This window comes from Microcoleus sp. bin48.metabat.b7b8b9.023 (assembly GCF_013299185.1).
GTDB lineage: Bacteria > Cyanobacteriota > Cyanobacteriia > Cyanobacteriales > Microcoleaceae > Microcoleus.
Genome location: NZ_JAAFKG010000024.1, coordinates 31726 through 58554, shown reverse-complemented (window position 1 = coordinate 58554; position 26829 = coordinate 31726). Strand labels below are relative to the sequence as shown.

General features: G+C 44.0%; 24 protein-coding genes. 12 read left to right on the top strand and 12 right to left on the bottom strand.

What is annotated here, in order from left to right:
- Nucleotides 1–653 precede the first annotated feature (653 nt).
- Genes QZW82_RS15540 through QZW82_RS15525 form a run of 4 tightly spaced genes read left to right on the top strand, consistent with a single transcriptional unit; the run spans nucleotide 654 to nucleotide 6715 of the window.
- On the top strand, nucleotides 654–3059 hold the full coding sequence (locus tag QZW82_RS15540; RefSeq protein ID WP_293149615.1) for an ATP-binding protein: 2406 nt from the start codon (nucleotides 654–656) through the stop codon (nucleotides 3057–3059).
- Nucleotides 3060–3064: 5 nt separating this feature from the next.
- Nucleotides 3065–4963, top strand: a complete 1899-nt coding sequence (locus tag QZW82_RS15535; protein ID WP_293149613.1) for an ATP-binding protein — start codon at nucleotides 3065–3067, stop codon at nucleotides 4961–4963.
- 44 nt (nucleotides 4964–5007) lie between these two features.
- Nucleotides 5008–5403: a response regulator gene (locus QZW82_RS15530; protein WP_293149611.1), complete on the top strand. Its 396-nt coding sequence runs from the start codon at nucleotides 5008–5010 to the stop codon at nucleotides 5401–5403.
- A 22-nt stretch (nucleotides 5404–5425) separates the two neighbouring features.
- The gene (locus QZW82_RS15525; RefSeq protein ID WP_293149609.1) at nucleotides 5426–6715 is read left to right on the top strand and encodes an adenylate/guanylate cyclase domain-containing protein; all 1290 of its coding nucleotides are present in this window, start codon (nucleotides 5426–5428) and stop codon (nucleotides 6713–6715) included.
- 401 nt (nucleotides 6716–7116) lie between these two features.
- Here the strand turns inward: QZW82_RS15525 and folB are convergent, their stop codons facing one another.
- The 5 genes from folB to QZW82_RS15500 all read right to left on the bottom strand — a co-directional run bounded on the left by folB (nucleotide 7117) and on the right by QZW82_RS15500 (nucleotide 11621).
- The gene (folB, locus tag QZW82_RS15520; RefSeq protein WP_293149608.1) at nucleotides 7117–7473 is read right to left on the bottom strand and encodes a dihydroneopterin aldolase; all 357 of its coding nucleotides are present in this window, start codon (nucleotides 7471–7473) and stop codon (nucleotides 7117–7119) included.
- Nucleotides 7474–7677: 204 nt separating this feature from the next.
- Nucleotides 7678–9045, bottom strand: a complete 1368-nt coding sequence (locus QZW82_RS15515; RefSeq protein ID WP_293149606.1) for a serine/threonine-protein kinase — start codon at nucleotides 9043–9045, stop codon at nucleotides 7678–7680.
- Between the two features lie 82 nt (nucleotides 9046–9127).
- The gene (locus QZW82_RS15510; protein WP_293149604.1) at nucleotides 9128–9325 is read right to left on the bottom strand and encodes a hypothetical protein; all 198 of its coding nucleotides are present in this window, start codon (nucleotides 9323–9325) and stop codon (nucleotides 9128–9130) included.
- A 283-nt stretch (nucleotides 9326–9608) separates the two neighbouring features.
- Entirely contained in the window at nucleotides 9609–10211 is a 603-nt protein-coding gene (locus QZW82_RS15505) for a hypothetical protein (protein WP_293149602.1), read from the bottom strand.
- Between the two features lie 129 nt (nucleotides 10212–10340).
- Complete coding sequence (locus QZW82_RS15500; RefSeq protein ID WP_293149600.1) at nucleotides 10341–11621, bottom strand: glutamate-5-semialdehyde dehydrogenase; 1281 nt, start codon at nucleotides 11619–11621, stop codon at nucleotides 10341–10343.
- Between the two features lie 526 nt (nucleotides 11622–12147).
- Here QZW82_RS15500 and QZW82_RS15495 point away from each other — a divergent pair.
- From QZW82_RS15495 to QZW82_RS15465, 7 genes are all read left to right on the top strand, one after another.
- A complete protein-coding gene (locus tag QZW82_RS15495) occupies nucleotides 12148–13860 on the top strand; it encodes a zinc metalloprotease HtpX (protein WP_293149598.1) in 1713 nt (570 codons plus the stop codon).
- 90 nt (nucleotides 13861–13950) lie between these two features.
- Nucleotides 13951–14199 (top strand): SMP-30/gluconolactonase/LRE family protein, encoded by a 249-nt coding sequence (locus QZW82_RS15490; RefSeq protein ID WP_293149596.1) that lies wholly within the window; start codon nucleotides 13951–13953, stop codon nucleotides 14197–14199.
- A 244-nt stretch (nucleotides 14200–14443) separates the two neighbouring features.
- Complete coding sequence (locus QZW82_RS15485) at nucleotides 14444–16192, top strand: hypothetical protein (protein ID WP_293149594.1); 1749 nt, start codon at nucleotides 14444–14446, stop codon at nucleotides 16190–16192.
- A gap of 132 nt (nucleotides 16193–16324) precedes the next feature.
- Complete coding sequence (locus QZW82_RS15480) at nucleotides 16325–16921, top strand: Uma2 family endonuclease (protein ID WP_293149592.1); 597 nt, start codon at nucleotides 16325–16327, stop codon at nucleotides 16919–16921.
- Between the two features lie 318 nt (nucleotides 16922–17239).
- Entirely contained in the window at nucleotides 17240–18772 is a 1533-nt protein-coding gene (locus tag QZW82_RS15475) for a DUF1565 domain-containing protein (protein WP_293149590.1), read from the top strand.
- Between the two features lie 393 nt (nucleotides 18773–19165).
- Nucleotides 19166–19501: a photosystem II reaction center protein Psb28 gene (psb28, locus tag QZW82_RS15470; protein ID WP_293149588.1), complete on the top strand. Its 336-nt coding sequence runs from the start codon at nucleotides 19166–19168 to the stop codon at nucleotides 19499–19501.
- Nucleotides 19502–19584: 83 nt separating this feature from the next.
- On the top strand, nucleotides 19585–20091 hold the full coding sequence (locus tag QZW82_RS15465; RefSeq protein ID WP_293149586.1) for a MogA/MoaB family molybdenum cofactor biosynthesis protein: 507 nt from the start codon (nucleotides 19585–19587) through the stop codon (nucleotides 20089–20091).
- A gap of 95 nt (nucleotides 20092–20186) precedes the next feature.
- On the opposite strand, the gene QZW82_RS15460 is transcribed toward QZW82_RS15465, so the two are convergent.
- The 3 genes from QZW82_RS15460 to QZW82_RS15450 all read right to left on the bottom strand — a co-directional run bounded on the left by QZW82_RS15460 (nucleotide 20187) and on the right by QZW82_RS15450 (nucleotide 22329).
- Entirely contained in the window at nucleotides 20187–20573 is a 387-nt protein-coding gene (locus QZW82_RS15460) for a tautomerase family protein (protein ID WP_293149582.1), read from the bottom strand.
- Nucleotides 20574–20860: 287 nt separating this feature from the next.
- A complete protein-coding gene (locus tag QZW82_RS15455) occupies nucleotides 20861–21184 on the bottom strand; it encodes a hypothetical protein (protein ID WP_293149580.1) in 324 nt (107 codons plus the stop codon).
- Nucleotides 21185–21393: 209 nt separating this feature from the next.
- Nucleotides 21394–22329 (bottom strand): class I SAM-dependent methyltransferase, encoded by a 936-nt coding sequence (locus tag QZW82_RS15450; protein WP_293149578.1) that lies wholly within the window; start codon nucleotides 22327–22329, stop codon nucleotides 21394–21396.
- A 541-nt stretch (nucleotides 22330–22870) separates the two neighbouring features.
- Here QZW82_RS15450 and QZW82_RS15445 point away from each other — a divergent pair.
- Nucleotides 22871–23773 carry a hypothetical protein gene (locus tag QZW82_RS15445; RefSeq protein WP_293149576.1) on the top strand — a complete coding sequence of 301 codons (903 nt, stop codon included), beginning with the start codon at nucleotides 22871–22873 and terminating at the stop codon, nucleotides 23771–23773.
- Here QZW82_RS15445 and QZW82_RS15440 read toward each other — a convergent pair.
- The 4 genes from QZW82_RS15440 to QZW82_RS15425 all read right to left on the bottom strand — a co-directional run bounded on the left by QZW82_RS15440 (nucleotide 23756) and on the right by QZW82_RS15425 (nucleotide 26802).
- Complete coding sequence (locus tag QZW82_RS15440; protein ID WP_293149574.1) at nucleotides 23756–23893, bottom strand: hypothetical protein; 138 nt, start codon at nucleotides 23891–23893, stop codon at nucleotides 23756–23758. The two genes, QZW82_RS15445 and QZW82_RS15440, sit on opposite strands and share 18 nt — an antisense overlap.
- 213 nt (nucleotides 23894–24106) lie before the next feature.
- Nucleotides 24107–24961: a formyltetrahydrofolate deformylase gene (gene purU / locus QZW82_RS15435; RefSeq protein ID WP_293149572.1), complete on the bottom strand. Its 855-nt coding sequence runs from the start codon at nucleotides 24959–24961 to the stop codon at nucleotides 24107–24109.
- 424 nt (nucleotides 24962–25385) lie between these two features.
- Nucleotides 25386–26522 (bottom strand): DUF6745 domain-containing protein, encoded by a 1137-nt coding sequence (locus QZW82_RS15430; RefSeq protein WP_293149570.1) that lies wholly within the window; start codon nucleotides 26520–26522, stop codon nucleotides 25386–25388.
- Entirely contained in the window at nucleotides 26509–26802 is a 294-nt protein-coding gene (locus QZW82_RS15425; RefSeq protein WP_293149568.1) for a hypothetical protein, read from the bottom strand. Before QZW82_RS15425 ends, QZW82_RS15430 begins: the two co-directional genes overlap by 14 nt.
- Between the last annotated feature and the right edge of the window lie 27 nt (nucleotides 26803–26829).

Genomic DNA, 26829 nt, shown 5'->3' with positions numbered 1-26829 from the left:
TAATAGAGATAAGGTTGAAATGTTTTCAGATGTCGCAACACTATAAAATGTCTGAAAAGTATCGTGTAATACCACTTCCAACAACTTCAAACCAAAGCTCCCAGAGCAGTTGGTAAAAATCCTAATCGCTGCCAATTCTCAATAAACTCGCTGTAGAATACAGCAATACAGATAATTTTTCTAACCAATACTTCGGACGGGTGCAGCGGCTTGTGCAAGGCAAATATGTTTGTAGGGGCGAAGCATGACCGAAATCAATATGAGATGATAACTAATAACTTATATGCGGTCATGCTTCGCCCTCTTGAAAAACCAGATGCACTCCTTCGGACAGTATTCGATCGCCAAGAAGAGCATCAAAGTTTCAAGGGAAGTCGGTAATCGAGTGGCCGACGGAAAATCAAGGGTTTCAGACTACAACTAAAAACTGTCCGGACTATTGCTCATAATTGTAGCTTATTTTAAATATCGCGATCGGGAAAGGGTGCACTAGCGAGCTGAATTTTGGAAACTTTGCTACTTGTAAGGAGTTTTTGTGTTACTTAAGTTCGGGTATCTTAAAAATTAGCAATTCCCGATTGTAACCTACCGAATTCATTGGGGCTATCGTACCATTTTTTTAACTTATATTGAGTCCTATCGGACAATCTAGTATGAGAAAAATTCAAAAACATACTGGTAAAGCCTTTGTAACTGCTGCGAGCGCAGCCTTATCAATTCTGGCGGCTACCATGATTCTCGATCGCTCCGAAACTCAACGATTTCAGGAACAACAACAGGCAGATACTCTCAATCAACTGAGTACCGTGCGAGCCCGTTTGGAAGCGGCAATTAACACCAGACTTCTTCTCGTAGAAGCTTTAGTCATTCATGCTTCAACCCGTCCCGAACTCACCCAAGATGAATTTACAGCTATTGGTTCTCCTCTGTTGGAGAGGTATCGAGGGATTCGGAGTATGAACCTAGCCAAAAAATCGGCGATCAGTCATATTTATCCCGTTGAAGGCAACGAAAAAGCTTTTGGGTTGAACTTAGCAGCAACGCCGACCCAAAAAGAAGCTGTCGATCGAACTATTGCCTCCAAAAAATCGGTTGTTGCCGGCCCGGTTAAACTCGTACAAGGCGGTATTGCATTTATTAACCGATCGCCTATTTTTGTCAAATCAATAGAGGGAAAATCTGAATATTGGGGACTCGCGAGTATTTTGGTCAATCCCGAAACTATCTATGAAGAAGCCGGATTGTTACAAGAATCCTCTAACTTAAAATATGTACTGCGTGGCAAAGATGGATTGGGGGAAAAAGGTGAGGTTTTTTTCGGGAATGGGGCAATTTTTCAGGAAAAACCCGTTTTTCTTTCCGTCACGTTACCGAACGGTTCTTGGCAGTTAGCAGCCGTTCCTAAAACTGGATGGGATGACCATTCACCAGTTACTATTTGGTTGAGGGGAGGAGGTATGGCGATCGCACTTGTGGGAAGCATCGCTGTCTTCATTTTAGCTAGCGAACCGGCACGGTTGCAATTGGCGATCGATCGCGCCACCGCCGCATTGCGCCAAAATGAAGAAACACTCAAACAGAAGAATGCCGAGATGAAAGCCTTAAATTCAGCATTATCTGAAAGCGAAGGCCGCCTATCGCAATTCCTCGATGCCATGCCCATTGGTGTTTTTGTCACCGACAGTCACGGAAATCCGTACTACACCAATCAAACTGGACAGCATCTTCTCGGTCAAGGTGTGGTAGCATCCGTTGCCGAACAAATTCAGATTCAATACAAAATTTACCAAGCTGGTAGCGATCGCATTTATCCTCAAGAATCAGATCCCCTGTTAAATGCGTTGCAAGGAAAAAGCGTGCGTGGCGAGGATATGGAAATTCATCATCCAGACAAAATTATTCCCATTGAAAGCGCAGGAACGCCGATTTACGATGCCGATGGAAACCTAAGTTATGCGATCGCAGCTTTCCAGGATATCACCGAACGCAAACAAGCTGAAAAATTGCGCGAAGATTACAATCGAACATTAGAGGAACAAGTTGCCGAACGCACAGCCAAACTATCCCAAACCTTAACCGAACTCCAACTGACTCAAGATGAATTAGTGCAATCGGAAAAAATGGCAGCATTAGGTCAACTCGTAGCAGGAGTTGCTCACGAAATTAACACGCCGTTAGGAGCAATTCGCTCTTCTGTGAGTTATATTACCGACTTTCTCAACGAAAACCTCAGCCAATTTCCCACATTATTTCGCGAACTTACCCCAGAACGAGAAACACAATTTTTGGAATTGTTGCAACGATCCATTGCCAACACCACGATCGTATCCGGTCGCGAACGCCGACAACTCAGAAAAACAATTACTAGCCAACTCGCCGCCCAAAACATTGAGAAATCAGAAGGATTAGCCAATATCCTCCTCGACTTAGGAGTTCACGATCGCCTCGAACCTTTATTCTCGCTTCTACGACAAAGCGACAGCGACGAATTCCTCAAAACTGTACGGGCCTTTGTACGCTTGCAGGCCAGCACCCGAGATATTAACATCGCCAGCGATCGTGCCGCCAAAGCCGTGTTTGCCCTCAAAACCTACGCCCGACACGACTCTAGCGGTGAAACAATCGAAGCCAACATCCTCGACGGCATAGATGCAGTTTTGACCCTCTATCAAAGTCAGATCAGACAGGGTATAGAATTAACTAAAAACTACGAACATATCCCACCCATTCAGTGTTATTTTGACGAACTTAACCAAGTGTGGACGAATTTGATTCATAACGCCCTACAAGCGATGAATAACAAAGGATTTCTCACCGTTAACGCAATTCACAATGACGAAAATATCCAAATTAGCATTGCCGACAGTGGCACCGGGATTCCCCCAGAAATCCACTCAAAAATATTCCAACCTTTCTTTACCACTAAACCCCCAGGCGAAGGAAGTGGATTGGGACTGGATATCGTTCGCAAAATCGTTGAAAAACATCGGGGACAGATTACTTTTCAATCTCGTCCAGGTCAAACCACATTTACAGTTATCCTACCAATAGAGCGTTAAAAAAAATGAGTAAACTTATTGTGATTTGTATTGATGACGAGCAATTTGTTCTGGATAGCCTCATCCGAGAAATATCAGAATCTTTAGAGAATGAATGCGAAATCGAAACAGCACTGGGAGGTGTGGAAGCATTAGAATTGGTGGATGAGTTAATCAAAGATGGTAGTGAAATTGCGCTGGTGATATCTGACTATATCATGCCAGATATCAAAGGAGATGAAGTCCTGCGATACGTTCACGAAAAACTCCCACAAACTCTAAAAATTATGTTGACAGGCGAGGCAACAGTTGAAGGAATCGTGAATGCGATTAACTCCGCAAAACTCTATCGATATATTTCCAAGCCTTGGCACAAAGTCGATTTAAAATTGACAGTAAAAGAAGCAATCAAAAGTTACGTGCAGGAAAGAAAGCTAGCCGAACAGAATAAACGATTAATAGAAAATGAACAGCGATTGAGACATTTTTTAGAAGCTATGCCAATTGGTGTATCGGTTCATAACGCTCTGGGACAACTAACCTACGCCAATCAAAAATATAAGGAATTGTTTGCAATCGCAGAAGGGACAATCTCGAATATCGAAAATTTACCCCATATTTATGCTTTGTATCAAAGCGAGTACCAAGATTTGTGCCGATCGCCAGACTTGCCGATCGCGCGTTCTTTGTCAGGAGAAGTAGTGCGAACTGACGATCTAGAAATTCATCAAGAAAAACGGATAATTCCTTTAGAGATTTCTTCGACACCAATTCGCGATGAAACTGGAAAAATTTGTTATGCGATTGCCACTTTTTCCGATATTACAGAAAGGAAACAAGCCGAAAAACTCAGAGAGAATTACAATCGTAATTTAGAATCTCAAGTTTCCGAAAGAACGCAACAGCTACAGCAAAAAAACGAAGAACTTGCCAATACTTTAAAACAGCTAGAATCAGCTCAGCAGGAATTGATTCATTCTGAAAAAATGGCAGCATTAGGTCAACTGATTGCGGGAGTTGCCCACGAAATCAATACACCTTTGGGTGCGATTCAATCCTCTGTTAAATATATTGGCGATTACTTCTCGGAAAATTTGGCTGCATTACCGACATGGTTTCGACAGTTGACACCCGAAAAAGAATTACAATTTAAGGAATTATTAGCGCGCTCGATGGTAAATCCTGCATTGATTTCTGGAAGGGAAAGACGACAACTCAGAAAAGCAATCGTCGCCCAACTAGAAACCCAAAATCTCAGTAATGCCGATACTCTTGCCAATCTGCTTCTCGATCTTAAAATTTACGAAAACATAGAGCCTCTGTTCAATTTATTTCAAGAGCCCAGCAGCGAAATATTTCTCAAAACAGTCCGCTCTTTTGTGCGATTGCAAGAAAGCACTCGAGATATCAATACTGCCTCTGAAAGGGCTGCAAAAGTTGTATTTGCACTCAAAACCTATGCCAGACAAAATCTCAACGAGCAAAAAATTAAAGTCAATATTATCGAAGGATTAGAAGCGGTTCTGACGCTTTATCAAAATCAAATCAAACATGGAGTAGAGTTAATCAAAAATTATGAAGATTTGCCCCAGATCGAATGCTATTTCGATGAACTCAATCAAGTGTGGACAAACTTAATTCACAATGCTTTGCAAGCGATGAACTATCGGGGAATACTCAGAGTTGATGCCGCTCGCTCGAATGGTAACGTCGAAGTCAGTATTACTGATAGCGGCAGTGGTATACCAGAAGAGATTCAAGATAAAATCTTTCAGCCATTTTTTACCACTAAACCTCCAGGGGAGGGCAGCGGTTTAGGGCTGGACATCGTGAAAAAAATTATTGAAAAACATGGAGGGACAATTCATTTTATATCGCTGCCTGGTAAAACTACTTTTATTGTGACATTACCAGCAGGTATCTAGAGTAGTTTGATGTTAAATTGTTTGTAATTTCAGGAGAAATAATTATGCCTAAGCTTGCAATTTTGTGTGTTGATGATGAAGTTGTTATTTTAAACAGCGTACTGCGACAAATTCAAGAAGAATTTGATGACCAATATGTATATGAAACTGCCGAAAATGCAGAAGAAGCACTAGAAGTTCTAGATGAACTTTATGAAGAAGGAACTCAAGTCGTAATTATTGTTTCTGATTGGTTAATGCCGGGAATGAAAGGCGATGAATTACTCGTTCAAGTGCAGAAAAGGTTTCCAGGAACGGTGAAAATTTTATTAACTGGACAGGCAGATGATGCAGCGATCGAACGAGCCCAAAAAGAAGCAGACCTTCATCATTTTATCCCCAAACCTTGGACAAAGCAAGAACTGATTAACTCCATCAAGTCGGGAATTGAAAAATTATAAATTAATCCCACTTTAGAGCAATATGAAAAAACCAGTCATTCTGTGTGTCGATGATGAACAAATGATTCTTGATAGCCTCAGAAAAGAACTATCAGAAACCCTAGAAAATCAATATGAAATAGAAACAGCGCATGACGGGTATGAAGCGCTGCAAATTGTCGATGATTTATTAGAAGATGGTCATGAAATTGCTGTCGTAATTGCCGACTACATGATGCCCATAATGAAAGGAGATGAAGTCTTAAAAGAAATTCACAATAAGTCTCCTTCAACAATTACAATCATGCTGACGGGGCAAGCGAGTATCGAGGGAGTCACCAATGCCATTAATACGGCAAAACTCTATCGATATATAGCTAAGCCCTGGCAAGCTGAAGATTTATTTTTGACGATAACAGAAGCTACAAAAAGTTATATACAAGCAAAAAATATAGTTAAACAAAATATAGAATTAATTAAAATAAACCAAAATTTAATTGCTTTAAACACAGCTTGTTCTCGCTTCGTACCGGATGAGTTTCTTAAATTGTTGAATAAAAAAAATCTTGTCGATATTGAACTTGGTGATTCTGTGAAAAAAGAGATGTCAGTTATGTTTTCTGATATTCGATCGTTTACAAGTATTTCAGAAACCATGCCTTTAGAAGATATTTTTAAATTTATTAATAGCTATTTTTCTATAATGGAACCCGCTGTTATTGAGAATAATGGGTTAATTGACAAATATATTGGCGATGCGCTTATGGCATTATTTGGTAGTGTTTATCATGCGGATTCTGCCGTCAAGGCGGGAATTTCTATGCTCAAAAAACTTGCCGAATACAATCTAACCAGACAAGCACGCGATCGCCCTCACATTAAAATTGGTATCGGCATCAATACAGGAATGTTAATGCTTGGAACTGTAGGCGGAAAATTTCGTATGGACGGGACAACAATCGGCGATGCTGTCAATATAGCCTCCCGACTAGAAACTTTAACTAAGCTGTATGGCGTGCCGTTGTTGATTAGCGATTGCACATTTTTAGGGTTAAAAGATGCTAATCAATATTGCATTCGTTTAGTCGATCTTGTACAAGTTAAAGGCAAATCTAAAGTGGTATCCGTCTTTGAAGTCTTCGATGCCGAACCGCCGGAAATTCAAGAGTACAAACTCGCTACTAAAACCGAGTTTGAGCAAGGGTTAGTATTTTACACAACAGAAGAATGGGAAGCTGCTTCCCGATGTTTTGAAAAATGCTTGCAGCATAATCCACAAGATACTGTAGCACAATTACACTGGAATCGATGCCAAAATAAATACTCCAATTAAAGGGCGATGAATGCTGAAAATAGTCGGATTATTGGTTATTTGAGAAGATATATAGCGGTTATCAGAAAGATTCGCGGATGTTGTTGGGCTTGGGCCCTATACGTTGAACTGGTTATATAAGCTGTCAGTCATACCTCATCTTTTTGAGAAAGGCTATACTAATAACCAATAACTAATAATCAATGATATCGTGTCCGCACTGCCAACTGCAATTAGATTCGATCGCGCGTGCGGATTTAAGTCGGCAAAATGGAGCGGACTTAAGTCCGCACTACCAACTGCAATTAGATTCGATCGCGCGTGCGGATTTAAGTCGGCAAAATGGAGCGGACTTAAGTCAGCACTACCAACTGTTTTTGTTATGGTAATTGACCGGACATGATATGACTAATCACTAATCACTAATGACTTCTAACTATTTCTAGAGTGATTTTGCCGCCGAAGTCGGGGATGGGAGCGGCCGGTTTTGAAAGCTGTACTTTAACTTTTTCAACTAAAGGAAGTTTTAAAAGCGCTTGGGCGATCGCATCTGCTAACCGTTCGATCAATAAAAACTTGGAGTTTTTGACTAACTCTTGAATCAGAGTAATGGCACTGCGGTAATCCAGAGTATGTTCAATATCATCACTTTTTCCAGCCTTCGACAAATCTAGCCAGAGAGTGACATCCACCTCAAACCGCTGTCCCAAAACTTGCTCTTCCGGTAGATAGCCCGTGTAGCCGTAGCAGCGAATTCCTGTAAGTTGAATACAATCCATTGTGAAATAAACTAAAAGTAAGTTGCCTATACCAAATTGTATTAAACCAGATAAAGTTATCCTGGGTGCATTTCAATTTGGAAAGGGCGAAGATATTTGCAAAAATGAGATGCACCCGTTCTCCTTCTCTTGTATCTCTTTCTTTCTCCCCTCTGCGCCCTCTGCGCCCTCTGTGGTTAAATAACTCTTATTCTATCTTAAATTTTACAACTGCCCTCCCTTCTCCAAATTATCCAGAAAATCCTCAGCAACTTCACACCATTTCTGCCTAATTTCTGCATCTTCTGGCTTGTCTGTCAATGTACGACCTTGTAATTCGGGATATTTATTGTAAAATAATTCATCTACTTTTTGATAGAATATATCTGGGTCAATGTTGAGATTTTTGCGACGCTTTCCAATTTTTTCTTGCCTAGCTATTTCTGCATCTAAAGACGTATTTGTGGGAAATTGTGGAAGTTCCGGAAACTTGGGTAATTCAGGCAGTTTGGGTAGAGTAAAACCAGATTTGACGGCACCAAAAGCTAACACTCCCGGCAATAAAACCACGCTTAAACTAGCAACAGTTTTCCAAGGAATTAATTTTAAAATATTGGTAGTTTTAACAATTTGAGGGTTTTGGTTGACTGGAGTCTGATTGTTGGTAGCAGTTTTAGTAATGTTTTTGAAGGGGCGCCCGACAAAGTTCATCGTTACCATTTGGGAGATGATGTTGCCAATTTGGGATAATTTTGGATCTTTGAGGGCTTCGCGGACTTCTTTTGCGGATTGGTAGCGATCGCCCGGTGGTTCTGCTAGCATCTTATCTAACACGGTTCCCAGGTTTGGACTGACGGTGACGTGCGATCGCCAATCCCAAGTTCTGTTATGGATATCGTAGAATTTTTGAGGCTTTTTGCCGCTTAGCAGTACCAAAGCCGTGACAGCTAAAGCGTACAAATCGCTAGCCGCCGAAACTTTTCCGTGTCGCATTTGTTCTGGGGGCGAATATCCCTGTTTGCCGATCGCCGTTGCAGCTTGTCCCCTAAACTGAAATACGGCTGTTGCTGCGATTTGCTTGACAGAACCGAAGTCAATTAAAAAGGGCAGTTTGTCAACACTGTGCTGAATGATGTTGTCGGGGGAAACATCGCGGTGAATTAAATTGCGGGAATGGATGTATTCTAAAACTGGTAAAAGCTGAAATAGGAGTTGAGTAACTTCCGCCTCGGTAAAATTTTTACCTTGCTGCTGGCGGGATATAAGTATTTCTTCGTAGGTTTGACCGGGGATGTAGTCTTGAACTAAAAATAAAGATAGATTGCCGCCCAAATCGGTGCGGAGGAGTTCTCGAAAGCGGGGGATTTGCGGGTGTTGGAGGTTGTAAAGCATACTCGCTTCGCGATCGAACAATTCGGCTGCTTTGGGGCTTTGAACAACCGGAGAGAACTCTTTGAGCACGCATTGTTCGTTGTAGCGGTTGATATCTTCGGCGAGGTAAGTGCGCCCGAAGCCGCCGCGGCCCAATTCGCGGATGATGCGGTAGCGTTTTTCGAGGGTGGAACCTGGGGCTAGGGGGGAAGGGTTGGACATAGACAACTGAAAAGTGTTCGAGTTGGGTGGCGCAGTATCGCTTAATTGTAGCTAATTTTGGTTGGAATGGAGGCAAGATGGGTTAATCCGAAACACTGTTTAGCCACTCACAAAACTCATTCGGTGTCATTGCAGGGCGAGATATTGATTTAGCTAAAGCTTCTTGCACAACTTCAGCCATTGTTCGATCGTAATTTGGGTGTTTTTTTTCGATTGCTCCAAGTACAGCATTTTTCAGACGAACAGATTGTATGCGCTTGCGAGATTTGCTAAATTTCATGAGGGTTAATTGTCCAAAATTCTAACAGCTTTCTATTTAGAAATTTAGGTAAAATTAGATTTCGATCGCCCTCCGCCTTCATGGAAAAAGAAAAAGTGCATAGGGTAAAATGGTAGACAAGAGCGATCGAAGTTGTAGGGGGCGTCAGACGCGGGTATAGGGTGATTATTCAGGGTCTTGAATCTGACGCACCCTACTAATTATGCCTGTTTCGTAAATCTTAGATCGCAAGTAAGTTGTAGGGTGCGTCAGTTTGTTATAAATCTTTATACATCGCGTTTTTTTATTCCCACTCTAATTCAAATACACCATACGATCGCTGCTTGTAACGATTCCCCGAATCCAGATCTATTAAATACCAGTCGATGACTTCTCCGTCTTCGCTTAAATATACTTCGGCACCGCGCGGATATCCTTGTCCGTTGATGGTATGCTGAGTAGACAGCACGATTACACTAGGTTTACCCCCGGCATACCGCCACACAACAAATTGCAAACTGCAAGGAAATTCCTCGATTATTCGATCTGCGTCTATTTCATGGGAATACTCCAACAATTTGCCAGTTTGATCAAAAGTCAGGCGGCTATCTGACGGGTACAAAACTCCATCTATTTCAACCTCTGAAGCTAGCGAAGCATTCAGCAACCGACCGTTTTCGTGCAAGTAGACTATACGGTCACCAAGACAAGGAATACCATCCAAAACAGTTGTTTGGGATAGCCAACAGAGTTTAAGGCGTCCGGAGGGAAAAAAGACTGCACTGCGATCGCCCAAACAGGGAACACATTGAATTACGGCATCGCTGGCAAGTATAGCATCATGAACGGAGCCATTTGGGAAAAATTCAGCATCCTCATCTAGGAATTTTATACCATTTACTATCATTATCCTTCTCACCTGATAAAAAAACAACGCTCGAAGTTGTAGGGTGCGTCAGACGCGGTTCTAGGGTGATCATTTAGGGTTTCCGATCTGACGCACCCTACTAATTATGGCTGTTCCGTAAATCTTAGATCACAAGTCCCGATGAGTAAATTCGCGAGCATCTTTCCCCACATAACTAGCCGCAATGTGGCCATCTCCCACTACTCGATATTTATACGTTACCAACCCTTCTAAACCAACGGGCCCGCGAGGCGGCATTTGCTGCGTGCTAATCCCCACTTCTGCGCCGAAACCGTAGCGGAAACCGTCAGCAAATCGAGTCGAACAATTGTGATAAACTCCGGCCGCATCGACTTGATTTAAAAATGTCTCGGCGGCTTCGCTATCTTCGGTGACAATCGCATCTGTGTGTCTGGAACCGTAGGTATTGATGTGGTTAATTGCCTCTTCTACAGAGTCTACGATTTTGATTGATAAAATTAAATCGCTGTATTCTGTAGACCAATCTGCTTCATTTGCTTCGGCAATATCCAAGATGGTGCGAGTTGCTTCGTCTCCCCGCAGTTCGACTTTTTTCTGCTGCAATGCTTGGGCGACAGCGGGTAGGAAAATAGGGGCAATATCCCTGTGGACTAACAAGGTTTCAATGGCATTGCAGGCGGCGGGATACTGAGTTTTGGCATCCACAGAAATCTCTACTGCTTTCTGAATGTCCGCTGCTTTGTCTGCGTACAAATGACAGATTCCGTCGGCGTGTCCCAAGACGGGAATCCGGGTATTTTCTTGTACGAAGCGCACGAATGAATTAGAACCTCTGGGAATAATTAAATCTACGTATTCATCCATTTTTAGCAGTTCGATTGTTTCTTCCCGGGTGGTGAGTAACTGCACTGCTGCGGGATTGACGGCTGTTTCTGCTAATGCTTGATGGATGACTTTTGTCAAGATTTCGCAGGAACGGACGGCTTCTTTGCCGCCTTTGAGAATGACGCCGTTGCCGGATTTGATTGCTAATGATACTATCTGAATTAAGGCTTCTGGACGTGCTTCAAAAATAATCCCTAAAACGCCTAAAGGACAGGTAACGCGCTTCAGAATTAATCCTGTGTCTAATTCGCGGTGGATTTGCACGGCACCGATCGCCTCTGGGAGTTTGGCAACGTCTCGCACGCCCGCGATCGCACTTTTCAACTTACTTTCGTCTAACTTCAGGCGATCGTACAGCGGTTTGGCAATGCCATCCGCCTGGGCAGCCGCGCGATCGGCAGCATTCGCCGCCAAAATGTCGGGTGCAGAAGCTTCTAAAGCTTTAGCAATCGCTTCAATGGCTTGATTTTTGGCATGGGCGGACAAAACTGCTAATTTCCTAGCAGCTTGGCGTGTTTTTTGGGCAATTTCAATAATCGACATGGCGTTTATTCAGTTGACAGTTGACAGTTGACAGTTGACAGTTGACGGTTGACTGTAGGGGCGGTGCCCCCGTGCACGCCCTCTTAATTGACAGTTGATAGTTGAGGGCGACCTCTACCTGGAATGAAGACTATTGGAGTAATGAATTGTCTGATTTTAATTTCTCCCTACAAGGGTTCCGGCTTGAAACCAATTCTTTTTTGTAACTTTGAAATATAGCCTTTCTCAAAAAGATGAGGTATAACTGACATCTTATATAACCAATTAAACCAAGAGGGCTGAAGCCCAACAACGTACCTCATCTTTCTGAGAACCGCTATAAATAGTTTTGATTGTTGAGTTTTCAAATGGGAATTGGATTTTGGGAAATAAATTGGGCGGGCTGTTTTCCATCTTAACAATTTACAGGAAATTATATATTTTTGTTGAGATCCCTTACCCCGCTCCGTAGTGACAGGTTAAAACAGTGAAGTATAGATAAATTCCCACGGTAATTACCTTTTGTCAATCACCTTAGGAGAATATTATGTCATCTCAAGCTCCTTTACGCAAGGCAGGGCGATCGCCCAAAGCCGGGATTAAACTGATCCAGAAAACTGGCGGAAACCTGGTTTTAGCTTCCGGCGCCACTATCATCATGCTGTTTGGTATGGTGTTCGTGTTGTCCTTGGCCACAGTTTTCATTATCAACAGTCCCGATCCTGTCGTCGGATTGGCGATCGCACTTCCGATCACTCTAATTTTTAACATCGCAGCTTTTTTCCTATCGCCTTACTTGATGGACTTAACCCAAAATTGGCTCTACAATACTCGCTGGGTTTCCCTAGCAGAAATTGACAGCCTGAGTCCGGAAACAGCGAAAGTTATTCAGAAAGTTTGCCAACAGAAAAAGCTCAAGCAGCCGCGTTTAGGAATTATCGACGACCAAAACCCTACTGCTTTTACCTACGGTTCTTTTCCTAACAGCGCTCGCTTAGTCGTCAGTCAAGGTCTTTTCACCTATTTAGACGACGATGAAATTGCCACTGTTTACGCCCACGAACTCGGTCACATCGTCCATTGGGACTTTGCAGTCATGACTTTAGCTTCAACTTTAGTGCAGATTACTTATTTAATTTACACTACAGCTCAAAGCCTCGGTCGAAGCGGTGGCGAAAAAGCTAAAGATGCGGCCGGAACTGTCGCTGCTGTTGCTTATGTATTTTACATCGCAGGCACTTATTTGTTGCTGTACTTGTCGCGGACGCGAGAATATTTTGCCGACCATTTTGCCGCCGAAACTACCGGAAACCCCAATGCTTTATCGCGTGCTTTGGTAAAGATTGCTTACGGTATTTTGGAAGAAGGAGAAAGAGCAACGGAACCCAGTCGCTTGTTAGAAGGAACTCGTGCTTTAGGCATTTATGATGCAAAAGCTGCGGCATCTAGCGGTACTGCTTACAGGATTGCGTCGGAACCGGAAAAAATTGGACGAGTTTTTCTGTGGGATATGTTTAATCCGTGGGGTTGGTGGATGGAGTTGAATTCGACTCACCCGCTGACTGGTAAGCGAGTTCGCGCTTTGAGCACCTACGCAGAACAATTAGGCTTGGATATTGAGTTTGACATGGGTCGGATTGTGGGCGAGGGTCACCTTTTGAGCAAGCGGAAATTGTACGGAAATTTCTTTTTCGATTTGCTGCTGTACAGTGCGGAAACTCTGGGTTTGGCGGTGGGTTTTGCGATCGGCATTTCCCTCTCGGCTGGGAAGCCGATGATGATGGTTGCTTGTGCTTTAATCGGTTTGGGCGTGGGAATTTTAATCAAAGCTTTGGTGATGTTCCCGAATTACGCACAAGCAGAAGAGTTGGATGTTTTAACTTTAATGTCTGACCCTTATGCGAGTCCTTTACGCGGTCAACCTGCGAAACTACAAGGCGAATTAATTGGTCGCGGTGATGCGGGTTATGCCTTTGGTTCCGATTTGAAATTGCAAGACAGAACGGGAATGATGTATCTACATTATGCTTCTCGTTTTGGGCCGATTGGTAATTTTCTGTTTGGGATGAAACGGGTTGAAAGTTTGATTGGTATGGATGTTAGCGCTTTGGGTTGGTTCCGCCGGGGTGTGGCGCCTTGGATGGATTTGATTCAGCTTGAAAGCGATAGCGGTACGACGGTTAGCAGCTATCACCGCTTTTGGTCTTTTGTGATGGGGATTGGTGCGATCGCGATCGGTATTGCAGTTCTTTTTCTGTAATGTCCAGCTTAACATTTGAAAGGACTGAAGTCCGAACGATCAAACCAGGTTCGTAGTGAGGACTTCAGTCCTTCCCAAACCAGGTTCGTAGTGAGGACTTCACTCCTTCCCCTTTTTACCAGACGAGCAAAAAATTATGTCAACAATTCGGAAGCGCAATACATTGCTATTTTTGATGTCAAACCAGAGGGAAAGGTTACAAATCAGCGAGTTTTTGCTGAGCTCAAAGATGTCAGTCAAAGCGGAGTTTTCGAGGGTTTAAAAGTTGATTTAGAAGGGAATATTTACAGCACCGGGCCTGGGGGAGTGTGGATTTTATCCCAACAGGCGAACTGTTAGGCAAAATTTATGTACCCGAGACGGCGACTAATTTAGTCTGGGGAGATAGAGATTATAAAACGCTTTACATTACCGGAAGTAAAAGTCTTTATCGAATTCGCCTTAAAAACGGTTTGTAGTGAGGACTTTAGTCCTCAGAAAGCAGGACTGAAGTCCTCACTACCAACACTTTTTATTAGGTAATTTACATGGCATGATATAATTGTACTTTTGAAAATCAGTCTTTCCCAATCTCAAATCTCAAATGGTATTAATTGCCCGCTTGCACAAATTTCTGACGGCGACTGTGGATGAAAAATCCCGATCGCGCACAATATTCTGGTTGATGCTGAGCTTGACATTTGCCGCAGTTTATGGTGTTTTAGGAATTGCTCAAGCCTTCAGCGCCGAGTATGTGGTGCAAGACGATGCGAGACAGCACGTTTTCTGGATGATGCGGTTTGTCGATGCGAAATTATTCCCCAAGGATTTCATTGCTAACTATTTTCAATCAATCGCCCCCGCCGGATACAGCACCCTTTACAAATTAGCTGCAACCATCGGCATTCACCCGCTATTTTTTCACAAAATATTGCCGCTATTTCTCGGCTTAATCTCCACCTATTACTGTTTTGGGCTTTGCTTGGAAATGCTGCCAGTGCCGATGACTGGATTTATCGCATCTTTGCTACTAAATCAGCATATGTGGATGACGGATGATTTGGCTTCCACAACGCCCAGAGCTTTTATCTATCCGATATTTCTCGGTTTTTTATATTATTTGTCGCGGAGTTCGTTGCTGCCCTGTTTGGGGGCGATCGCCCTAATTGGATTATTCTACCCTCCCTACGCCTTGGTTGCTGCCGGAATTTTAGTTTTGCGCCTGCTAAGCTGGGAAAATGGCCGTTTGCGCTTGTCGGGCGATCGCACAAACTACCTATTTTGCACTACCGGTTTGGGAGTAATCTTTTTAGTAATGCTGCCCTATGCCTTAGATAAATCGGAATTTGGCCCGACTTATACCGCAGCAGAAGCCAAGCAAATGGGCGTATTTGCAGCCGACGGCAGAAATGCTTTTTTTCGTCCAAATCCCAAGGATTTTTGGCTGACTGGTAGGGGTAGCGGGATGTTTCCCAAGTCGCTGTTTACGCCTGTAACTCACTGTGTGGGGCTGTTTTTGCCGCTGCTGTTGCTATTTCGCTCTAGCTTTCCTTTGGCAAATCGGATTAATAGCAAAATTTGGCTGTTGCTTCAGCTATTTTTAGCATCCTTGGCGATGTTTTTGGCCGCTCACGCTACCATTTTTAAGCTTTATCAGCCTGGACGCTATACTGCGTATAGCTTGCGCTTTGTTGTTGCGATCGCAAGTGCGATCGCCCTAACGTTAATTATCGATGGTGTCGGTAACTGGGCATCAACAACCGAAACAAAATTTCCTGATTCAGCAACGCCAAAAAATCTAGTTGCACTAATTACCACAGCGACAATTGCGCTCGCAGTTGTGCTTTATCCATGCTTAGTGGAAAAATTTCCCACAGTCGGGTATGTAGAAGGTAAAATGCCCACTTTGTACAAGTTTTTTCAGCAACAACCAAAAGATATCCTCATTGCTTCCATCGCCCCAGAGGCGGACAATTTGCCAACTTTTAGTCAGCGTTCGGTTTTGGTGGGAAAGGAATATGCAGTGCCTTATCAGAAAGGCTACTACAGCAGATTTTTACGGCGAATTAACGATTTGATTCGCGCTCAATATACGGGCGATCCAACTGTTTTGCGAAAGTTCATTAACAATTATGGAATTGATTTTTGGATGCTCGATCGCAATGCCTTAACTCTTAAGTATGTAGAGGATTACGGCTGGATCGAAGACTTTGATTCTACACCGGAAGCTATACTTGCTCTCAAACAAGGGAAAGTTCCTGTTTTAACTCAAGCAATGACGAGTTGTGCGGTTTTTGAGAATCAAGTTTTAGTAGTTTTGCAAACATCTTGCATTGCGAAATTCGCCTCTTGAGTTGAAGCGAGTGGGCTCAGGGGCCTACCCCACAAGAAAACTAATTATTTGTGGAAGAGGCTTTTCCGGCCTGTTCTTGAGAACGGACATGATATCAGTTATAATTCCCATAGGAGATAATGGTGCGGTTCAATGACACAAGTTCTCGATCGCGAAATTCTCGATGGACGAGTGGTGCTCAATGGCACCTGGGAGCAATTCAAGTTAATCCAGAAAGGTTCGGAAGATTCCCCTGGGGTAAAGTTGTCTTTTTTTGCAGGTGCGATCGAAATTCTGATGCCGGGATTCCCACACCAAAATTTTTCGGAAATCATTGGTTACTTGGTGACAACTTTTTTGCTGGCGCAAGGCATTAGGTTTTACCCTTCTGGTTCCATGACGCAGGAGAAAACGGGAGAAGTTTCAACCCAAGCCGACAAATCCTTTTGTTTGGGACAACCTAAGTTGATTCCCGATTTGTCGATCGAGGTAGTTTATACTAGCGGTGGACTGATTAAGTTGCCAAAATATCGGGCTTTGGGTGTACCAGAAATCTGGTTTTGGGAGGATGGCACATTGCGGCTATATCATCTTGGGGAAGATGGATATCAAGAAGTAATTCAGAGTCAACTGTCAGGATTGGAAACGCTGGATATTGATTTGCTAAAACGCTGCATTTTGATGGGCGAAACTGATTTGGCTGAAGCGGTGAAGGTTTTTGGGCAGGGAATCTCGACTCGATCCGAATGAAAAAGCTTAATAAGCTCGATCGCATTTAAATTGTATGTTAAGGGCGGGCGGGACGCCCACCCCACTCATTGGGGAATTGTGTTTTGACAAATAATTTAAATACAGAAAAGCTTGCCCAGGTATCCGACTTCTTCAAGAAGTCGGGTACCTGCTATTTCGGGGAACGAGAAATCAAGTATTTTGTAGGGGCAATCCCCCTGGGGTTGTCATCCCCTATGGCTGTCTTCCCAATCAAAGCTAAATATATATCCGCAGTCAAATTCGTACAGAATGTAAATTGCCCAAAAGTCGATCGCAAATTATCCATATAGCAACAACATGGCAACACTTTACGTTAACCCCCAAACAGGCAGCGATGCAGCAGCCGGCAGCCAATCTGCTCCATTCAAAACGATCGCCCGCGCTATCAGCCGCGCTGCATCGGGAACAGTTATTCAGCTAGCAGCGGGAACTTACAGCGCAGCCAGCGGCGAACAATTCCCCTTAGAAATTTCCTCAGGAGTCAAAGTAATCGGCAATGAAGCCAACAAAGGAAGCGGTACTCTAATTCAAGGAAGTGGCAAATTTGTCAGTCCCACCGCTGCAAGTCAAAATATCACTCTACTGCTAGCAACTGATGCAGAATTGCGGGGAGTAACTGTCACTAATCTAGATATTCGCGGTACTGCTGTCTGGATGGAGTCAACTTCTCCTACTGTTGCTGGCTGCACTTTCACGCTTTCCAAGCGCGAAGGCGTATTTGCCACAGGAAATGCCAATCCGGCGATTCTGGACAACATATTTATTCAAAACTCTGCCGCTGGGGTAATTATGGCGGGGAGTGCTAAGGGCGTAATCCGGCGCAATCTTTTTCAAAATACTGGTTTCGGCATTTCTCTGCAAGCTCAATCGGCTCCTTTGATTGTTGAAAACCAAATTATCGCCAATCGCTCCGGTATCGTTTTAACGGGGAACTCTAAGCCGGTTGTGCGGAAGAATCGCATTGAAAAAAATACCGAAGATGGTTTGACTGCGGTGGAAAAATCTCTGCCAGATCTTGGTACGGCTCAAGATTTAGGGGGAAATATTTTTGCTAACAATGGCGAATTTGATTTGCAAAATGCTACTGCGACTAAGATTTTTGCCCTGGGAAATCAACTCAATCCTTCGCGGGTAAAAGGTTTATTTGAGTTGGGAAATGTGACGCCAACTCCAACCCCAACCCCAACTCCAACTCCAACTCCAACTCCAACTCCAACTCCAACTCCAACTCCAACTCCAACTCCGACTCCTGGGGGTGTAAAGTTTAGCGATATCAGCACTCACTGGGCTAAGGATTTTATCGATCGCCTCGCTAAGATGAATATTGTTAACGGGTTTCCCGACGGCACTTTTAAACCTGACGAGAGTTTAACTAGGGCTCAGTATGCGGCGTTGCTGGCGAAGGCGTTTGAGTTGGCGCCGCGCCGTGAAGCAACGGTTTTTAAGGATGTGGCGGCGGATTTTTGGGCCCAAAGTGCGATCGTCAAAGCGAATCGAGGCGGGTTTTTGGTTGGATATCCCGACAGCACGTTTCGCCCGGAACAGAATTTGACTAAAGCTCAGGCGATCGTATCATTGATAAACGGCTTGCAGTTTAAAGGCGGCAATCCTAATTCTTTGAGCGTTTATGCCGATCGGGCTTTAATTCCCAGTTTTTCCACCGACTCCATCGCCACCGCCACAGAGCGCAAAATCGTAGTCAACTATCCCGCGCGGGACAAGCTTTCCCCCGCCCGCGACATCACCCGCGCCGAGATATCCGCCCTCGTCTACCAAACTCTGGTAGCCACAAAGGGCGCGGAGCCAATTAACTCTCCCTACATCGTCTAAAGGTATGTAGTTGCGCTTGGGCGCTCTCTTTGGTACGTAGTTGCGCTTCAGCGCTCTTTGTGAGATATGGGAAAAAGTACTAAACCCCAACAGCCAATAGTGAAGGAGAGAGCCAGGGCTCAGGCAACTCAAAGGTACGTAGTTGCGCTGTCTTCGCTCTTTCCGATATCCCAGAAAGAGGGCTAAAGCCCAACTACATACCTGTTGCGCTGTCTTCGCTCTTTCCGATATCCCAGAAAGAGCGCTCAAGCGCAACTACGTACCTGAAAAATAGCCCCTCTCCCCCGATCCCCATCGCACAATCTCCCCAAGTCTTGACTTGGGAGCGTCCAAATCGTTTTATGATTAAAAGATTAAGAAATTCAGCAATCTTTAAGGTTCCACTCTCAGATTATGGCTAAAATTCAATTCTCCCGGGGTATAGACGAAGATACTGTACCCGAAGTCCGCCTAACTCGTTCTAAAAGCGGAGCTCAAGGCACTGCCACATTTATCTTTGAAAATCCGAAATCTCTCAGCAACGATAGCACCCAAGACATTACTGGAATGTACATGATCGACGAAGAAGGCGAACTTCTGACTCGCGAAGTTAAGGCTAAGTTCATCAACGGTCAACCTGCGGGTTTGGAAGCTCTTTATCTGATGAAAAGTGCCGCTGACTGGGAACGCTTTATGCGTTTTATGGAACGCTACTCGGAAGCAAACGGCTTAGGATTTAGCAAGGCATAATAGATAGTTAATAATTGGTAGTTGGTAATTGGTAATTGGCCGATAGCCGATTGCTGGTTGCCGATTACTTACGACAAGAAACAATGACGCAAATTCCTCACCCCGATTTATCTAAAATAACCGTAAATTGCGCTATCATGACTGTTAGCGATACGCGCTCTGCTGACACAGACAATAGCGGTTTGTTAACGAAAAAATTGCTAAAAGATGCAGGTCACTCTGTGGTAGCTTACACTGTTGTTAAAGATGATGCTGCAAAAATTGTATTGCAAATGCAGGCGCTTGCCCAGCGCGAAGATGTGGATGCGATAGTTTTGAGTGGCGGGACGGGTATTTCTCCACGAGATACTACCTACGATGTGATGGAGAGTTTGCTCGACAGGATTTTACCTGGATTTGGCGAGATATTTCGGTTTTTGAGCTATCAAGAAATTGGTTCGAGGGCGATCGCATCTCGGGCTGTTGCAGGCGTGTATCAAGGCAAGTTAGTCTTTTCTCTTCCTGGATCTAGTAATGGCGTGAAACTAGCTGTGGAAAAGCTAATTTTACCAGAGTTAGTTCACTTGGTCAAGCAGTTGCGGGGTGGATGAGGGGTGAAGTTGGTTTTTTCACTGAGGGGAGAGATTGGCGGTCGATCGACAATAAAGCTCGATCGACCGCTTTGTTGTAAGTTAAGAGCGATCGGCTACACTTCGATTTTATAATTGAGTTGATGTTCATCACCCGGTAAGCCCCGAAAACCCCAATTGTGTTTAGGATTCTCAAAAATCGTGATTTCTAAATCCTGTGTGGAAATTCCAAAGGGCTGTAATCGCTCAAACAATAAACGAATCAACTGCTTTTTCGTCTCGACACTGCGTCCTTCAATCATGCTCACCTCAATGATAGTGTAACGTTCTGTGCGCCCTGTTGGATAAAAAAAATCAGAGGAGTCGAACAGAAAGAAACGGTGTGAACGTTTATCAGGTGGATAATGAAGTGCATCTACGACACAGGAATTAATGACATCGGAGAGTTGAGGCTTAATGGGATCGAGATGCTCTCTCAAACCGGAGATTTTAACCTGTACCATAATTCTATGTATGACAACAACTATAGCCTTTCTCAAAAAGATGAGGTATAACTGACAGCCCACACAACCCTTAAACCAAGAGGGCCCAAGCCCAACAACATACCTCATCTTTCTGAGAACCGCTATATCTATTAAAACCTATTTGTCTCGCGTTAACTTGTCTAGCGATCGCACATAAATTTCAGGGTACCAAAAGGCACCACCTTTGTTACACCAGATAGGTTTCGCTTGAAAGTTGTGGGCTGACGCCTTGACATTCAGTCGAACGCCATATCAAGTAATAGATATTATGCGATGAAGATCCCAGCAACCTTGTCTCCATTCATCGTCATGCGTGCCACAAATTCATCTCCACCATCTGCAAAACTCAGCTTCCACAAATAAACCTGAAAACCCTCTTGTGTCAATTCACCAAAATAACTAATTGAATATCCGTTTTGCAGGCGCGAACCGAGTTCATCGCTAACATTATCGAACATTTCTTGTGTAATTCCCGCTTTGTAGCCTGCATCGCCCACCGTGGTAAACAGCTCGTAATTTTTTGAGGCTGTGGCATCCAAAATAACCTGCAAACAATCAATAATTTTTTGAGGGGGGGCTGTCGGGTTCATGATGATATCCTTTTTTTAGGTTTCTCTCAACACGATATAGCTAAGACTGCTGTCTGAGTATTAATTCTACCACATTTGCGATCGAATTTAGTTTTCGAGCATCATTGACAGCCAACAGTTTTTGCACATCAACCTTTACTGAAATACAGTAGGGACACGGCACTGCCATGTCCTACCCAAACATCTGTAATTCAGTCAACTTAAAACTGCTATATTGCTTGAGCAACAACAGTCCGGTGTCTGAGAGTATTGCAAGTGATTGTCGGCACCGCAAAACCCGAATCAACCAAAGCCTGCTCAATATCCAACCCAAAATACTGATCCAAATAAGGCTCCGTACTCTTGAGCAAAGTCAAAATATAAGGAGGCATTTTGGCATAAACTTCCGACTGAGGATTCATATCCATAATTGTCAAATGTCCGCCAGCGCGCAGCAAACGCCTCGCTTCCCGGAATACTGCCTTAGAAGCTTTCTCCGGCAATTCGTGACAAACTAAACAAATAGAAACTAAATCAAAAGAAGCCGCAGGTAAACCAGTAGATTCAGCAGCAGCGTGCACCCAAATTGGAGATTTTTGATTAGAAAATTCCGCTTCTCGCTGTTGGGAACGGTATTGAGCAACGGACAAAAAATAAGGCGACAAATCCACCCCAGTCATCTTTGCTTCCGGGTAAACATCCCCAAGCGCAAACGTACTCATTCCCACACTGCATCCCAAATCGACAATATCTTGCGGTGTTTGAGAAATTTGAGCTTTGACGATTTCGTGATAGCTGGCGCGGAGTTTAGCATCGCCTTCTGCACCCGCTTCTGGCCAAATTCCGGCGTGCACTGCACGGGCTGCAACTTCAACTTCTGTGGCAGCTTCCCAACTCATATTACCTTTTTCGTAAGCGTGAAATGAAGTTAGATAATATTTCGGGTAAACCAAATCGGGATTTTCTACGCTGAGCAATTCTGCATCCCAATTTCGGGACAAAAGTGCTTGGGCTTCTTCTCGCCAATGCACTCCGATTTTTTCGGCTCTGTTTATCATCATTTCCCGCGCTTGGTGCTTGGCTAGAGCGGCCAAAGGTTTGATGGAGAGTACGCCATTTACTAAACGCGATGCTAATCCCGGAGTTTTGTTAACTGCAACAGTCATATTTTATTGTTTTCGATTTAGCGCCATCAACTTTAACACGTTTTGGTAATTTTGAGTGAGTTGAGATAATCAAACTTTACAAGGTTCGTAGTGAGGACTTCAGTCCTTTCTTGGATGCGGACTAAAGTCCTCGCTAGAAGCAAATCAGTCCTTTTTTGGATGCAGACTAAAGTCCTCACTACGAACCTATCTGATGCGGACTAAAGTCCTCACTACGAACCTATCTGATGCGGACTAAAGTCCTCACTACGAACCTATCTGATGCGGACGAAAGTCCTCACTACGAACCTATCTGATGCGGACGAAAGTCCTCACTACGAACCTATCTGATGCGGACGAAAGTCCTCACTACGAACCTATCTGATGCGGACTAAAGTCCTCACTACGAACCTATCTGATGCGGACTAAAGTCCTCACTACGAACCTATCTGACTGCCAGCATTAGATCTCAGATGAGATTACCGGGAAATCTGGAATCGGATTTCTGGGAGTTGGAGTATTTGGAAGAATACTTTTAAATGTGGCTATTCAGGAGTTTGTTGTGAGCAAGTCTATTGTGGAATTGGTTGACAATTTGCCGTCTGGTGGCGTGACTGTGATGATGTTGAAATCTCTCGATTTTGTGGTTCCGGGGGAGTGGAATAATTTATCTGGTTTTGATAATACTATTCGATCGCTCACAGGGGAAACCGATCGCGCTTTAGTCGAAAAAATTCGCGCCCGGGCGATCGAGCTTTACGCCAACTCCAACGAGCCCTATCAAGGCGCAGTAAAGCTTTACCAGCTTGCAGACAGTGCTGACAGTGCCTTGGGCGCGACGGCTATGGCGAATAAAATCGGCGAAAAAATCGGCTTTCTGTCGTTTATGAGCCGCCTGACTCCCAAGGCTGATACCACTCAAACGATCGACTTATGCGTCAAAGTGGCGATCGAGCTCATCGTCTTCTGCAAACTCAACAAAATTTCCCTTGAAAACGTGGGAAGCTTTACCAATTACTTATCACAATACAAAGGCGCATCTCTAATGCGGATGGCTGCATTAGTATGCGCTGACGGCTTAATTCCCCTCGGCCCAGACTTTATCAAAGTAGCGCAAAATACCCTAAGCGGCGTAAATCCTGGAACCTTGCAGCAAAACTCAACCTTCCAAAACATCAGCAACCTAATTCCCGGCGCCAACAATGCACAAAAATTCGGATTCGTGACAGCAACCTTCGCCTCAGCCCAAGGTTGGATGAACAATTTAGTGGTATCTCGCGGCTTAACTCCCGCCACAGTTTTAGGCAGCCTCAAGCAATACGTCGATGTTACCGATGACAAATTGGATTATGTCGCCGCCTTTTTGGACATGACTACCAATTATTACGAGCATACCGGAATTCAGACGGTTGCTCGCCAATTGATCGATCGCGCTTACGTCGAAACATTATCCGCCCGGATTTGATTCAGTTGACAGTTGACAGTTGACAGTTGACAGTTGACAGCAACCTCTACCTGGAAGTTCTAGGATTGGAATAATGAATTGTCTGATTTTAATTTCTACGCCAAACGGAGACGCTTTCAACCAATTATTTCTTCTGGTAATCTCGTGAGAGCGATCGAATGCGAGGAACTATTTCAGGCACCTCGCATCTTTCTATGATTGCTTATCATACCTCTTACAAAAATAGCTGGACAGGCAAGATGCCTGTCCCACAAAAATTATTTTTTATTGTAGGATTGGCTGGAAAACTCATCCTACAATCAGAGCAACCCACTCACAATTTAACTCAAAAAATCAAGCAAAAACAACAGTGCGATTGCCATAAACCAAAACACGATTTTGTAAATGATATCGCACCGCCCTTGCCAAAACAATCCGTTCTAAATCTTTACCTTTCCGAATCAAGTCCGACACTTCATCGCGGTGACTCACGCGCACGACATCTTGCTCAATAATCGGGCCAGCATCTAGATCTGGCGTCACATAGTGGGCTGTGGCACCAATAATTTTCACTCCTCTTTCGTAAGCCCTTTCGTAGGGATTCGCCCCCACAAACGCGGGTAAGAATGAATGGTGAATATTAATCACATTGGGAAATTGGCGCATAAAATCTTGACTCAAAATTTGCATATATTTTGCCAATACTACTAAATCGATGTTATATTTCTTGAGAGTATCTAACTGTTGTGCTTCTTGAATAGCCTTGCTCTCTTTATTAATGGGAATATACTCAAAATCGATACCATATTGTTCGGCAATGGGCTTTAACTTTTCATGGTTGCTGATAATCAGGGGGATTTTCGCAGGCATTTCCTTAGAACGTTGTCGCCAAATCAAATCTAACAAGCAATGATCTTGGTGGCTAACCCATATCGCAATCCGTCGAACTTCTTCAGAGAACTGTAATTGCCAATTTGCTTGTAAATCCTTGGCAAGTTCAGTAAAAGCATCTGTCATTTCTTCGATGCTTAAGTCAAAACCGTCTAATTGCCATTCCAGACGACTTAAAAATAATCCGGCGGCAAAATCAGTATGGTGATCTGCGTGGATAATATTGCCATTATGGGAAGCGATAAAATTAGCAAGTAAGGCGACAAGCCCTTTGCGATCGGGACAGGAAATCAAAAGAGTTGCAGTAGGGCTAGTCATGATATAGTGGCAAGGGTATTAATTTTTAATTGATTATATCAGGTCGGTCGTCCTATGGAGCATCTCAGTTTTACTTTTGTAGTGCTGTCCGGGGCTGGCGACTGCTTGGACTGTAAAAAAAAGATTTTTGTATTGGATTTTAAACAGAAATTAAGCAGGTGAGAGCGCAATTTCATAAAATATTTGCTGTTCATTTGTGGGATGTTTTAATACTACCAGTCCGTTTTAACGGACTTTAGCTAAAAGCCCCGTGGGTTTAAACCCCTGGCGGGCTTTCGGAAGGACGAACTAATATCAAATCCGGTAGCATCGGAATTATTCATCTCTCTATTCTCTCCCTCTGTGTCCTCTGCGCTCTAGAAAAGTTAAATCATTCCAATGCAACCGGAAACGAACTAACAGGCTTGTTGGTAAAGAGAAATAGTCAAGTTTGCACGGAAAACTCCTCTGGTTCAATTCCCCAGTTTACCCAGCAAATTGCCTCTTGTGCAGATGTCATATTTGGAGGAACTCGCAGGGCATGAACGAACCCAGTGCTCGGACAGGTCATTTTTAACAAAAAAACTGGTAATGGCATCCCCGAGTCGTCGAAATCGTCCTCAAAATCCATTTTTAACAGGGTATATTCCTGCCAAGTGTCTAATTCAGTGGCTGCTAGTTCTTGACAAATCCGATCGCACCCGATGCCCTGAATTAAGGCTCGCCGAACAAGAGCGTTGTGCTCCTTCAACAGCCATTTAGACTGCCACTCGTGCGGTTGCAGGCGGCCGTACCATTCGGGTAAAATCACGCCGTGATAGGCGTAAATCGCAAAACCGTCGGCAAATTGTACGGCGGGTGCTGCTTCGGCGTGTAAACGGTGGTTGCTGTCTGCAGAAAGTGCGATCGGCTTTTCGCACACAACGCAAACTTTGTCATAGGGAAAAATCCAGCCACAAGTCTTGACAAGCGATTGAAAAATTGTCCAGATATTGCCGTAGGAGTGCGCGCAATTCAACACAGAAATGCAAAAATCTAACAAACTCCCGCCACCAGCCCACAATTCCGGTTGAATGCAATTATCTAGTTGTTTGTTGAGATGAGTGTAGTGCAAATACCGGGCCCGCTGTCCGCTTAAATCGATCGGCAATTTGCTGGCTATTTCCATCGCTAAATGCTCGCGGAGGGGACTCCACAGTTGGCTTTGCAGTTGGGTGTAAAGTTCATTTTCGAGTTGATTTTGCAGTTGACGTTTTAGCTGGTTTTCGAGTTGTCCGCGCAGACAAGTCAGCAGTTGTTTTTCAAATTCGCTGCGTACTTTGCTCTCTAATTGGCTGCGGAAGTGACTCCTGGGCTTGTCTGCGTGGCTGTCGATGATGTTAGCGGCTTGGTAGGGACGATCGCAAAAAATGATTTCCGGTGCTTGTTTGCCGCTCGCCCTGTAAGCTAATGTAATGGTTTCCGCAGCTTGAGAGCGATCGATCGGGCCAGTCGAAAGTGCGATCGCCCTCCACTTGTCGCGATAAACTGGAATCTCAGCCTCTTGTGCTGGCGTGAGTTTTTTAACCTTAGTCTGCGACATACCTCCAGCCTTGGGGTTCGTATTCGCGCTGAATCCGTACCATCCAATTACCTTCTGGAATGGCGATCGCTTTGTGTTCTTCGTGACTCAATAAAGCTGTCGGCGAAAGCACTCGCAAGTACAGGGTACCGTCTTTTTCGTACAGTTCAGCCTGCCCCTCAACAATCTGGTGAGAATGTCCCGTGACTTCACCTTCGGCGAGGGTGAGATGAGGTTTTTTGTCACCTTGGATTTGCGGTACGGGGGTGAGAATTACGTCGCCTTGTCGGATGGGTTGCATAGGTTTTTATTAATTTTGGTTGGTGGT

What these genes read in the sequence shown, in the direction of transcription:
- QZW82_RS15540 (WP_293149615.1), top strand. Translation starts at nt 654, where the DNA reads ATGAGAAAAATTCAAAAACATACTGGTAAAGCCTTTGTAACTGCTGCG.
- QZW82_RS15535 (WP_293149613.1), top strand. Translation starts at nt 3,065, where the DNA reads ATGAGTAAACTTATTGTGATTTGTATTGATGACGAGCAATTTGTTCTG.
- QZW82_RS15530 (WP_293149611.1), top strand. Translation starts at nt 5,008, where the DNA reads ATGCCTAAGCTTGCAATTTTGTGTGTTGATGATGAAGTTGTTATTTTA.
- QZW82_RS15525 (WP_293149609.1), top strand. Translation starts at nt 5,426, where the DNA reads ATGAAAAAACCAGTCATTCTGTGTGTCGATGATGAACAAATGATTCTT.
- folB (WP_293149608.1), bottom strand. Translation starts at nt 7,473, where the DNA reads ATGGATTGTATTCAACTTACAGGAATTCGCTGCTACGGCTACACGGGC.
- QZW82_RS15515 (WP_293149606.1), bottom strand. Translation starts at nt 9,045, where the DNA reads ATGTCCAACCCTTCCCCCCTAGCCCCAGGTTCCACCCTCGAAAAACGC.
- QZW82_RS15510 (WP_293149604.1), bottom strand. Translation starts at nt 9,325, where the DNA reads ATGAAATTTAGCAAATCTCGCAAGCGCATACAATCTGTTCGTCTGAAA.
- QZW82_RS15505 (WP_293149602.1), bottom strand. Translation starts at nt 10,211, where the DNA reads ATGATAGTAAATGGTATAAAATTCCTAGATGAGGATGCTGAATTTTTC.
- QZW82_RS15500 (WP_293149600.1), bottom strand. Translation starts at nt 11,621, where the DNA reads ATGTCGATTATTGAAATTGCCCAAAAAACACGCCAAGCTGCTAGGAAA.
- QZW82_RS15495 (WP_293149598.1), top strand. Translation starts at nt 12,148, where the DNA reads ATGTCATCTCAAGCTCCTTTACGCAAGGCAGGGCGATCGCCCAAAGCC.
- QZW82_RS15485 (WP_293149594.1), top strand. Translation starts at nt 14,444, where the DNA reads ATGGTATTAATTGCCCGCTTGCACAAATTTCTGACGGCGACTGTGGAT.
- QZW82_RS15480 (WP_293149592.1), top strand. Translation starts at nt 16,325, where the DNA reads ATGACACAAGTTCTCGATCGCGAAATTCTCGATGGACGAGTGGTGCTC.
- QZW82_RS15475 (WP_293149590.1), top strand. Translation starts at nt 17,240, where the DNA reads ATGGCAACACTTTACGTTAACCCCCAAACAGGCAGCGATGCAGCAGCC.
- psb28 (WP_293149588.1), top strand. Translation starts at nt 19,166, where the DNA reads ATGGCTAAAATTCAATTCTCCCGGGGTATAGACGAAGATACTGTACCC.
- QZW82_RS15465 (WP_293149586.1), top strand. Translation starts at nt 19,585, where the DNA reads ATGACGCAAATTCCTCACCCCGATTTATCTAAAATAACCGTAAATTGC.
- QZW82_RS15460 (WP_293149582.1), bottom strand. Translation starts at nt 20,573, where the DNA reads ATGGTACAGGTTAAAATCTCCGGTTTGAGAGAGCATCTCGATCCCATT.
- QZW82_RS15455 (WP_293149580.1), bottom strand. Translation starts at nt 21,184, where the DNA reads ATGAACCCGACAGCCCCCCCTCAAAAAATTATTGATTGTTTGCAGGTT.
- QZW82_RS15450 (WP_293149578.1), bottom strand. Translation starts at nt 22,329, where the DNA reads ATGACTGTTGCAGTTAACAAAACTCCGGGATTAGCATCGCGTTTAGTA.
- purU (WP_293149572.1), bottom strand. Translation starts at nt 24,961, where the DNA reads ATGACTAGCCCTACTGCAACTCTTTTGATTTCCTGTCCCGATCGCAAA.
- QZW82_RS15430 (WP_293149570.1), bottom strand. Translation starts at nt 26,522, where the DNA reads ATGTCGCAGACTAAGGTTAAAAAACTCACGCCAGCACAAGAGGCTGAG.
- QZW82_RS15425 (WP_293149568.1), bottom strand. Translation starts at nt 26,802, where the DNA reads ATGCAACCCATCCGACAAGGCGACGTAATTCTCACCCCCGTACCGCAA.